Genomic DNA, 10854 nt, shown 5'->3' with positions numbered 1-10854 from the left:
TTGTAGGGGCGGGTTTTACCAACCATTTATGTTAGAAACCTACCATCTCCAAAACCCGCCCCCACAAGGCGACAAATATTTCATTTCGATCGCAGTAAAGGTTAATCTAGATTATCGGTTGTGTGGGGGCGGGTTTATATAAATTGTTTGCGGGTATTAAATATTATTGGTGAACCCGCCCCTACAGACATTTGTAGGGGCGGGTTTTACCAACCATTTATGTTAGAAACCTACCATCTCCAAAACCCGCCCCCACAAGGCGACAAATCCGCAATTGGTAATATCATCGCAGTTCGATCGCCCTCACCCTTTCATCACAAAATCAAACAATCGGTGAGCCATTTCTAGCTTGCTGCAAGGTGCTATTTCTACTTGCTTCCCGGCTGCATTAATTAATATTGCTTGATTGGTATTGCTGCCAAAACCTGCACCTATTCGATCGATCGGGTTTGCGGCAATTACATCCAGTTTCTTCGATCGCAATTTCTCCAAAGCCGGCTTGACAATATCCCCAGTTTGTGCTGCAAACCCGATTAATTTTTGGTGCGGCTGTTTTAATTTTCCCAACTCTGCCACAATATCCGCTACCGGTGCCAAAGGCAAACAATTCGGGAGCGATCGCTTCGGCAATTTCTCACTACTGTACTCAGCCGGCCTCACATCCGCTACCGCCGCCGCCATCACCGTCAAATCCGCATCGTGAAAGCATTGCAGCATCGCCTGCCGCATTTCTTCTGCACTCGCAACTGCGATCGCCCGCACACCTGACAGCGGCAATTCGCCAGTTATACTGTGTACCAGCGTCACTGTCGCGCCCCGGTGCTGTGCAGCTTGCGCCAAAGCTATACCCATTTTGCCGCTGGAAGGATTGCCGATAAACCGCACCGGATCGAGGTGTTCCCGCGTTCCTCCCGCACTAATCAACACCCGAAGGCCCGCTAAATCTCGATCGCCCTTGGCATACAACAGCGATTCAATATGAGGCAAAATCTCATAAGGTTCTGCCATACGGCCAACACCCGCGCGATCGCACGCCAGCATACCCGCCCCCGGATTCGCAGCATGATAGCGCCGATAACTCAACACTTCCCGCCAATTCCGCTGCACCGCCGGCTGTTCCCACATATCCGTATTCATCGCCGGTGCCAGCAAAATTGGGCAATTAGAAGCTAAGACAGTATTAGTCAACAAATTATCAGCAAAACCCCCCGCCAACTTAGCCAAAGTATTAGCTGTCAAAGGAGCAATCACAAAAACTTCCGCCCATTCTCCCAGTTGAATATGCAGGGGGCGCCCGTGACTTGGTTGCCAAAAATCTTTGTCAGTAAAAGCAGGATGGCGGCACAGAGTAGCAAAAGTCAAAGGCGTTACAAACTCCCCGGCAGCATCAGTAAGAATAGCTTTAACTTCCGCTCCAGCTTTCGCTAAAGTTGAAACTACTTCGCAAACTTTGTAAGCCGCAATCCCGCCACTAACGCCGATTAAAATTCGTCTGCCTTTCATGTCATACCATTTTAGATTTTAGATTTTAGATTTTAGATTTTAATTTGGGAATGACTGATGAATACCAGGGTTGAGAGCTGGCCTACATTCACATTCTTTTTTGAAACTGGTGTCATTTTTCCATAAAAAAGAATCAAGAAAGAAATTAAGATAAAAACAGACTCAAATCTCTAATTCATCTGTTTAATCTGCAACAAAATATGCTGCTAACTTCTTCCTCAATTCCGTCGAAAATTTTGAGCTAGATTTTTCAGTCTATGCTTCGTCGTAGGCTTCCATATCCAGAAGGTGGAGATAAGGTTCAACCAGCTCCGGCCGCTGAAAAGCAAGCGATCGCAACAAATGCCAATCATTCAATCCCTCAAAAGGATCTGTATAATCGTCAACTTCCAAACGGACAGCCAATTCTGCCACGTCCTGAGAAGTAAGTACAGCAATATCGCGCGATGCTTTGGTTAAAGTTTTCATTTTTTTCCCCTGCCCGAGACTTCCGCCATACTATATACTAAACCTTTAATCAGATTTCGACACAGTTTCTACAACAAAACTTCGCATTACCTCTATAACTTCCGGCAGAATCTCGTGTCCCATGTTAAATTCTCGATACTGCACCGCAGCTCCCCAAGCCGTCAAACTCTCGCGCGATCGCACAGCAGCACTAACAGGCACAATAGTATCTTGAGTACCGTGTACGATTAAAACAGGTGGCAAAACACTCCCCGCAACTGGCGAAATCTGGTGTAAATAACCGCTCAGACAAATTAAACCAGCTAGGGGCAAAGTCAATCCCACATCTAGAGTCATCGCTCCGCCTTGAGAAAAGCCACTTAAAATCGTGCGAGACAAAGGCACGCCCGTGGTGCTTTCCAAAGACAGCAAAAATTCCCTCAGCAATTGCCGGCTTTCTACCAATCCCTGAGCGTCTTTGGTTTGAAGGTTATACCACGCTTTGCCACTCGTTACCTGGGGATGGGGAAAGGGGGCATAGGGAAACACAAACTGATAATCCGGCAAATTGAAAAAGGGTGCTAAGGAAGTCAAATCCCGAGCATTAGCACCCCATCCATGTAAAGCGACCATCAAAGCGACAGGTTTGCGATCCGTTGTGGGCGGTATGCTAATAGATTGTAAAGACATCGTAGTTAATAATTGGTAATCTGGCCTGGCTACAATTATAAATTGTTACGACGGGTAAAAACCCAGATATTTTTTTCGGCAATATTCCACTGAACTTAGCACAGGTTTGCTAATAACTATAACAGTTGACAGTTGACAATTAACAGTTGACAGTTAACCGTTGAAAGTAGAGTGCTAAATCCGAAACTTTCCCAAGTAAAATGCGGAGATTTTACGTTTTATAAACAGGAATTAGGGAGCATCTCATATTTGTAAAAACACTTCTTCTGGCTCCTTCCTTCTGGCTCCTTCCTTCTGCCTCTTTCCTCCTGCCTCCTGCCTTCTGCCCCCTGCCCCCTCCTGCCTTCTGCCCCCTGCCCCCTCCTGCCTCCTATCTCCTGCCTCCTGTCTCCAATTTATAGCTGGGCTGCTTTCATTGAGATGCTCCCAGCAAGACTCAGCTAAAAGCGAGATTTGTTCCGCTAATTCCAATTGACCGAAAGCATCCAGGATACAAGCCCCCAGATTAATTAATGAAGAAATAAAAAACCTGTATCCGATGAAACTTGCCCCCCCGAATCTATCTCGCGCAAGTCAATCTAAAATCTAAAATCTAAAATCTAAAATCGATTGACACCTACCGCAGGTAAAACCTTAGAAATAGATTGCTTAGACTGTTGTCGCACCGGCACCTCAATCCAGAATTCAGTTCCCTCCCCCGAAGCCGACACGCACCTGAGCGAACCTTGATGTTTGTCCACTATTTGATAGCAGATAGACAATCCCAAGCCAGTACCTTGGCCTACAGGCTTGGTAGTAAAAAACGGATCAAACAAACGTTTTTTGACATTCTCCGTCATGCCCGTTCCATTGTCAGCAATTCGCACGCATACACAATTAGAACTTAAAAGTTCAGTGCGAATCCGAATAGTAGGTAAAAAGGCAGAATCCGAGGCGTTTTTTTTGAGCCTTTTTTGATTTTCTGCATCAGATAAAACATCAATAGCATTGCTCAAAATATTCATAAATACCTGATTCAATTGTCCCGCCCAGCACTCCACCAATGGCAAATTTCCGTATTCTTTGATGAGTTCAATGCCAGAAAAATCAGCTTTTTGTTTCAGCCGACTATCCAAAATCATCAAGGTGCTGTCAATTCCTTGGTGAATGTCAACCGACTTCATTTCAGCTTCATCCAAGCGCGAAAAATTACGCAGAGAAAGCACGATCTGGCTGATCCGTTCAGCTCCCATATTCATAGATTTTAGGATTTTAGGCAAGTCTTCACTGATAAAATCCAAATCAATATCTTTTAGTTTCGCTTGCACTTCGGGCGTTGGGTTGGGATATTGCTGCTGGTATATTTCCACAAGTTCCAGCAAGTCTCTAGTATATGCGCCTGTATGGATCAGGTTGCCAGAGATGAAGTTGACAGGATTGTTAATTTCGTGGGCAACTCCAGCCACCAACTGCCCCAGGCTGGACATTTTTTCAGTTTGGATTAGTTTAAATTGAGCTTCCTGCAAATTTTTTAGTGCTGTTTCTAGTTCAGCGGTGCGCTGTTTTAGTTGAATTGTACGATCGTACACTTGCTGTTCTACTTTTGCAGTACGTTCTAGAGACATCAACAGGTAAATCGTCAAGCTGCCAGTCATCAATAGCCCGATCGCCCCAATGGCCAGCGAACCCTGATGCGTCCTCAGACTGTTGTACCCCTTCCCTGGCAAAACTAGCAGCCTCCACTGGCGGTCTGCTACGTTAAATAGGCGAGTGCAAGCACTAGGATTTTTACAGATTTTTCCCCGCAGATTAGCTAACTCTGGCTTTTCGTGTTTTGGGTTATCTATCAACTGCTTAGCTTGTGAGTCGTAGCGCACCAGAAAGTGTTCTTTCTCTATAGCAGAGTTGTCATAGAGGTAAAAATTAATCTTGTCTAAATTCAGCGATTCTAAAGAGGAATCGACCATACTCGTGATCTGAAACAGACCCGCAATCACTCCCATGAGGTTTTGGCGGCCGTTGACCGAATTATCTGGAGAATTTGTGGGGCGGGGTACTGGTAGAAATACTTGCAATCCTGGTTGATTGTTGCTGACTAATCTAATCCGCGCGGAAGCCGCTATTTTCCCGGTATTCGCCGACTTCTCTAAAGCTGTTTTGCGATCGGGGCTGGAGGCAACATCAAAACCGATCACTTTGTTATCTTCTTCTAATGCTTCTCTGTAAATAATAGGAAAGTATTCCGATCGCACTTTTGCTTTGACCTGCTTTTTGTCAGGAGTTCGTTCGTAAATTTGAAATGCCGGAAAATCTTCGGCTCGAATTGTCTTTTCGTAAGCTGCTTTTTGGGCAGCAGGCACGCGCCGAATCCAGTTAACAGAATGTATAGCAGTATTTCGGGCAAGTGCAGGTTGAGCGAATTGCTTAAAATCTTGTCGGCTAACTTCAGTAGACGCCCTGTAGAATGCTTCCAGTGAGTACAGAACTTCTAAATTTTTGTTGATGCTTTGCTGCAAAGTCACATTCAGGCGATCGGCTTGCTGATGAAATTCCGCTTGCATTCGTTGGTGTTCCGAATGCCACACAACGGCTGCGGCTGCCAAGGACAAACTCGTACCTGTGCAAAGAGTCAGCGCTGCTGGAATGTAGCGACGGTGCGACTGTAAACTTTCGGTCAGCGAATTAAACCAATTGCTCGCAAAATTCATATTTCCACACCTTCTGCCACCGAAGTGCTATTTTTTAAAGACTTGTAAAAGTCCTTGATAGCACGATCGACAGCCGACAAACAAGATTGTCTAAAAACTTACGATCGCAGAAATAGAACTTACCTTGAGAAACCCAATTTCTACGAAAATATTAATGTGTAACGAGAAAGTTGGGAAGAAACCCGGTTTCTTCCGAATAGTCCATCCACTAAGCTGTTGCGCGTTTAAATTGCATATTCGGGACGGGCTCGCGTGCCCATCCCACAATAATTTGAGTGATTTTTGACACACAATTTAAATGGAGAACAGCTTACTGAGGAATTAAAACCAATTGTAACTAAGTGTAACGAAGTCAGTTCCCATCTCGGCGCTCCCAAGTTCCTGCCCCGGAAGAACCCGGGAACAAGAAAAAGCCTCGATCTGGTGGGGCGGGTACTCAATACCCGCCCCACAAAGCCAACTTAAAGGTGGAACCGCTTACAAAACAGTCCCTATTTCCTTCAAATAAACCCGTGTAAACGGTTCATCATCCCCCAGAGTATACTGTTCGATCAATCCTTGGCGGCGAATAGAAATACTATTTCCTTCCCTCATCACAACAGTATCGTCATCAGTGCTTTCTCTGACCAACATCATCTCAGTTTCCCCCGGATTGTCCAGCACCACCATATTGCTGCCCCGATAAAACATTCCCTCAGCTTCCAAAATATCTTCGGGATATTCAGCAATTAACAAATCGAGCTTGGGATTCCGCAGCAAACTTTGCAAGTTCAGATGGTAATTCTTATTCAAAACTTTTTCAGAACGGTTAACAAAAAGTCCACCGCGACAAACAGCACCGATTGTCCAATCGGGATGCTGCAACAGAACATGGTCGATGGTTTCTTGTAGGTCATGTACCGAAATTCTGTTGAAAGTAATAATCGGAATTCTGGCTAATTTTCCCGATTCAAAGAAAGTTTCGATAATATGGGAAGGTACATCAACTCCTTCGCCGACAGCAGGGTTAAGGTGCATAAAAATTCCCGGCGCGGCATTGATCTCGATAATCCCAAAATTCCCGGTTTTCCAAGATTTGGCGAGAGTTTCTGTTACCACATCAATTCCCAAACAAGTTAACCGAAAATGTAGGGCGATATCTTGAGCTAAAACAATGTTATCCGGGTGAATATTGCGGGTAGCATCGATGCTGACGCCGCCTGCGGAAAGATTAGCGACTTTGCGTAGAGACACAGTGCGATCGCGACTTAGTACACTATCTAATGACAGCCCTTGTTCTTCCAGATACATTTCCATCGCTTCGTCGGACTGAATTTTGCTCATCGCCGAAGTAGGCGTATCCAAACGTTCTGGTTTGCGGTTTTCACGGCGGATCAATTCGCGAATTGTTGAGTCGCCATCACCTGTTACCGAAGCGGGTCGGCGTTCAGTTGCCGAAACAAATTTGCCGTCAACGCACAGCAGCCTAAAATCCGATCCTTTGATGCTGTTTTCCACAATTACTCGCACCGGATCTGTTTCGGGAATGGCCTTAACTGCTCTTTTAAAAGCCGCCTGCAATTCCTCACCATCTCGGACATCTGCTGTGACGCCAATTCCTTTATGACCGACTACGGGTTTGATAGCAACTGGGTAGCCAATTTCTCTAGCAACTGCCAGAGCTCCGTTTTCTGTGGAGACGATATCGCCTTGGGGAACAGGAAATCCTAATGTAGCGAGAAAAGCTTTACAATCGTCTTTGCGCGTGGTAAAATCTGAGTCTAAATGGCTGTCAGAATCAAAAGTAGTTGCAGAGCCACGAACCAGTTTTTTACCGTACCCATATTGCATTAGTCCTTCATCCCACAAATAAAATGCGGGAATGCCTTTTTGGGATGCCGATCGCATTAACGAATAAACTGTCGGCCCTCCGTAAACTGACTGCCGGAACATATTTTGCAGCGCGCCCATTTGTGCTTCTAAGGGAAAGTCTTGATTTTGATTAATGGCTTCAAACCAATCCCAAACTGCGTAAACTACGGCTCTGGCGGTGCGGGCGTGAAGTGCTTCTATGCTGATTCTGTTAAAGTAAGAAAATGGCTTGATGTTCCAGTGTTGGAAGTGCAAACCCATGTCGAGTTTTGCTAGTTCTGAGGCGGTACGACCGAACAGTTGGGCATGGTTCGAGAAAGTTTCGTGCAGCAGTTGCGGGTAGCGATCGCTAATAATTGTATGGTAATGTGCGATCGGCAAAGGTTCGCTCCCCCCCGTCACCGCTAAATCAAAAACTAAAGCCGCGGTGTCTAAATAAGGGTTGGGCCCGATATAGTGTTTGAAGTTGAACACATCGAAAATATCGGTTTTTCGAGCATTGACGCGCGCTGTTTCTGTGCTTTTTTCTTGCAGCATTTTCTAACCTCCTTTGAGCTAATTTTTTACGGTAACTTTATAGTTGGTGCAGGGGATACTACCTGGGGGCATAGATATTCCAGCAGTCAGACAAATACTCCGACCAATTCTGCCTTCAGTATTGCCCAATAGGGGGATTGGGAGAGATGGGGGGATGGGGAGAGGGGGAGTGGGTGAGAGTAGGAAAGTATTCCTTCTTCCTTTAACATCTGACTAAGTATAGATGACTAAGCATTGATAACTAAGCATTGATAACTAAGCACTTATGACTAAGCACTTATGACTAATGACTACTTCTTTCCCCCCTCCCAAAAAAAGCTATAACTTTTGAGAGGTACACTGTGTACTTATAATTGTTTATGACAGTGAAAGAAAATTTAAGAGGCAGCAAATTATGAAGATCGCACAAACTGCTCTCAGAGAAAAAGTTCACCACTTAGCTGAGGAAGCATTTCACCGGAAGCTAATTTCTGGCTACGGCGATGGTCAAAACAGCAACGAATATCAGATTGTCTGGAACGGCAAACCCAGACACCTACCTTTAGAACGGGCGAGTACCATATTGAGCAATTTGATCGATCGATCCCACTAACGAGCGATCGGACTAATTAAGGACTTACGCTCATCAACCGGATTTCTACGAGCAATCAGAGGAGGATTAGCGAAGCATCGGATCAGAAACCGGATCGATCACCGCGCGCGCGTGGGCCCTGTAGTTTAAGCTCATTTCTTGACCCCTCCTATCTCCTGTTAGGGGGGGTAAGTTTGTTTTGTCGATCGTCGAAGATCGGTAAACTCCCATATCACCCTTGCTGTGTGCGTTCTAAAGTGGTAAAAGTCTGAGCTTTTTTTGTATCTATATATACCTTTTGGCAGTTTTCGGAAAAAATAAGTTTGTGTTTTAGTGAAATTAAATAAATTAAAAGTAGAGATAATATGGCGAGCAACGAAGTTCAGGGGAAGTTGCTAATTATTGGTGGCGCGGAAGACAAAGAGGGGGACTGCAAAATTCTGCGGGAATTCTTGCGGTGCGCCGGAGGCACTAAAGCCCGCATTGCGATCATGACTGCTGCCACTAGCCTGCCGGGAGAAGTAGGAGATAATTACATCCGAGTGTTTGAGCGACTTGGCGCTGAAGATGTGCGAGTTGTTGACACTCAGAAACCGGAAGATGCCAACAATCGAGATTATTTAGAAGCGATCGAACAAGCCAACGGCATATTCTTTACCGGCGGAGAGCAAGCGCGGATTATTAGCTGCTTGAAAGACACCATACTCGACGCAGCTATGCACAAACGCTTCTCTGAAGGTATTATCATTGGTGGCACCAGTGCCGGCGCGGCGATGATGCCAGACGTGATGATTATTGAAGGAGACTCGGAGACAAATCCCCGCGTTGATGTGGTAGCAATGGGGCCGGGAATGGGTTTCCTTCCAGGAGTTGTCATCGACCAGCATTTCGCCCAGCGAGGTCGTCTGGGACGCTTAGTTTCCGCACTTTTGCTGCAACCTGCCGTGTTGGGATTTGGTATTGACGAAAATACAGCTATTTTAGTCCACGGTGACGAGTTGGAAGTCATTGGCGAAAACTCTGTAACTGTCATCGACTCGTCTGAACAACTCCACGACAATCTGGAGGGACTGTTGAAGGATGAGGCTTTGGCGATTTGCGGGGCCAAGTTGCACATCCTCCCCCACGGATACCGGTTTAACTTGAAAACTCACCAGCCGGTGCTCCATAACGTAGCAATTACAGGAGAGAGAGAAAGGGCGATCGCCTAATTTACTTGCAACTGGCAAACATCTCAAAATTATGTAAGGTGAGCACTGCACACCTTACCCCTTCTACCAAGTAGGATGGTTAAAAACCCAGTTTCTGTATCCAAAAATGGCGTTGCTTAATTGGGGTATGAAATTTGTAGGGGCAATCCCCCCGTGGTTGCCCCACCGCTGACTTAGAATTACTTCATCAGGCAAAATCATACTTGAATTCAGCAGCACCCCAAAAATAATAAAAAGAAGAGGATTTTACCTCTTCTTTTATTGCTGCGGTTTCGGGTTTTTTAAGCACTTTTCTGTTCGCCAAAAATCGACTGCTGCCCTTCTGCGGTCGATATTAAATTCCACCCTTGAGTTCTCAGCTTCTGATATGTTGCCCATCCCTTAGAACCGCCCGGTTCCCGGTAGTCGGATACAGCGAACTGCGGAAAAGCTGTATAAGGCCGCCACCCTTGACGGGCATCGGTGCGTAAGTGCAATATCTTTTCTCCATTACGTCCCAATCTGGGCAACCAACACATTTGTTTTAGCATTTTTAACACTCCAGAGTTTTACAGTAACGGTAATTCGCCAACATCCCACATTAAACTTTTAGAGCCTTAGAGCCACTGCTCGGAATATCTAACGGGTAATAGGGACGAATGAGATTTTCACCAATTACCAATTACTGAGGTAGCAGCAGTCGTTAAAGCTGATGAAAGGTTCTACAAAGTTTGCAAGTCAAAAACTATAAAACAAGTGATGCCAAGACATAAGCAAAAATAATTATTGCTATTCTCTGCTCAAACTTGACTTAACGTCGCGGGAAAACCGAGTTGAATAAAAGATTCATGGTTCTGGTTTCCCTTGCCCTATAATTACAAGCTCATCCTCCCTGTTTCCGCATAAAATGACATCTTTCTACGGTATTATTCCTGTCCGCTAAAAAATGTTTCTTTAGTTACAAATTTTAAATATTCACCACGATTTATCTAGTTATCAAAAGTTAAATTACTTTTCATACAATACTTCGGACAGTTTTTGATAGACAACCGTAGAATAAGGGTTTCAAGGCTCCAAGGCACGTTCGCTACCAACGGAAAATCTAGGGTTTCAGACTACCAACTCAAAGCAGTCCGGACTATTTTTCATAAATAGCACTTAATAATGTTTAGTTACTTTAACTACATTTTTGATTAAAATCAGGTTTCCGGGTGTCTAGGGGCGCACCTTACTCGCTAGGGTTCGCACTACTAAATCCTCCGGGTGCGCCCCCAAGCACCTTACAACATAAGACTTACAGGTTTAACTCTTAAGAACGATGGCGACAGATTTGCAAAATTGTAAAAATCAATACTAATCACACTTATAAATGCGATCG

Annotated in this window: 8 protein-coding genes; 2 read left to right on the top strand and 6 right to left on the bottom strand. The window is 45.1% G+C overall.

Going from position 1 to position 10854, the window contains the following annotated elements; genetic code table 11:
* Positions 1-303: 303 nt before the first annotated feature.
* From coaBC to QT984_RS17760, 5 genes are all read right to left on the bottom strand, one after another.
* Positions 304-1503, bottom strand: coding sequence for a bifunctional phosphopantothenoylcysteine decarboxylase/phosphopantothenate--cysteine ligase CoaBC (gene coaBC / locus QT984_RS17780; protein WP_333374558.1), 1200 nt, complete (start codon positions 1501-1503; stop codon positions 304-306).
* 255 nt (positions 1504-1758) lie between these two features.
* Entirely contained in the window at positions 1759-1971 is a 213-nt protein-coding gene (gene isiD / locus QT984_RS17775; protein ID WP_006632739.1) for a protein IsiD, read from the bottom strand.
* 45 nt (positions 1972-2016) lie between these two features.
* The gene (locus QT984_RS17770; protein ID WP_333057916.1) at positions 2017-2640 is read right to left on the bottom strand and encodes an alpha/beta hydrolase; all 624 of its coding nucleotides are present in this window, start codon (positions 2638-2640) and stop codon (positions 2017-2019) included.
* Between the two features lie 599 nt (positions 2641-3239).
* The gene (locus QT984_RS17765; RefSeq protein ID WP_333232984.1) at positions 3240-5327 is read right to left on the bottom strand and encodes a CHASE domain-containing protein; all 2088 of its coding nucleotides are present in this window, start codon (positions 5325-5327) and stop codon (positions 3240-3242) included.
* Between the two features lie 477 nt (positions 5328-5804).
* The gene (locus QT984_RS17760) at positions 5805-7715 is read right to left on the bottom strand and encodes an ATP-binding protein (RefSeq protein WP_333374555.1); all 1911 of its coding nucleotides are present in this window, start codon (positions 7713-7715) and stop codon (positions 5805-5807) included.
* Between the two features lie 394 nt (positions 7716-8109).
* Here QT984_RS17760 and QT984_RS17755 point away from each other — a divergent pair, with 394 nt between their 5' ends.
* A complete protein-coding gene (locus tag QT984_RS17755; RefSeq protein ID WP_333057913.1) occupies positions 8110-8307 on the top strand; it encodes a hypothetical protein in 198 nt (65 codons plus the stop codon).
* Positions 8308-8651: 344 nt separating this feature from the next.
* Positions 8652-9497 carry a cyanophycinase gene (locus tag QT984_RS17750; RefSeq protein WP_333374553.1) on the top strand — a complete coding sequence of 282 codons (846 nt, stop codon included), beginning with the start codon at positions 8652-8654 and terminating at the stop codon, positions 9495-9497.
* A gap of 281 nt (positions 9498-9778) precedes the next feature.
* Here the strand turns inward: QT984_RS17750 and QT984_RS17745 are convergent, their stop codons facing one another.
* Positions 9779-10027, bottom strand: coding sequence for a hypothetical protein (locus tag QT984_RS17745; RefSeq protein WP_333145102.1), 249 nt, complete (start codon positions 10025-10027; stop codon positions 9779-9781).
* Positions 10028-10854 lie beyond the last annotated feature (827 nt).

The organism is Microcoleus sp. Z1_B2 (genome assembly GCF_036700325.1).
Lineage (GTDB): Bacteria > Cyanobacteriota > Cyanobacteriia > Cyanobacteriales > Microcoleaceae > Microcoleus.
Note: the sequence above shows the minus strand (reverse complement) of the source record. Positions and strands in the feature narration are given on the sequence as shown.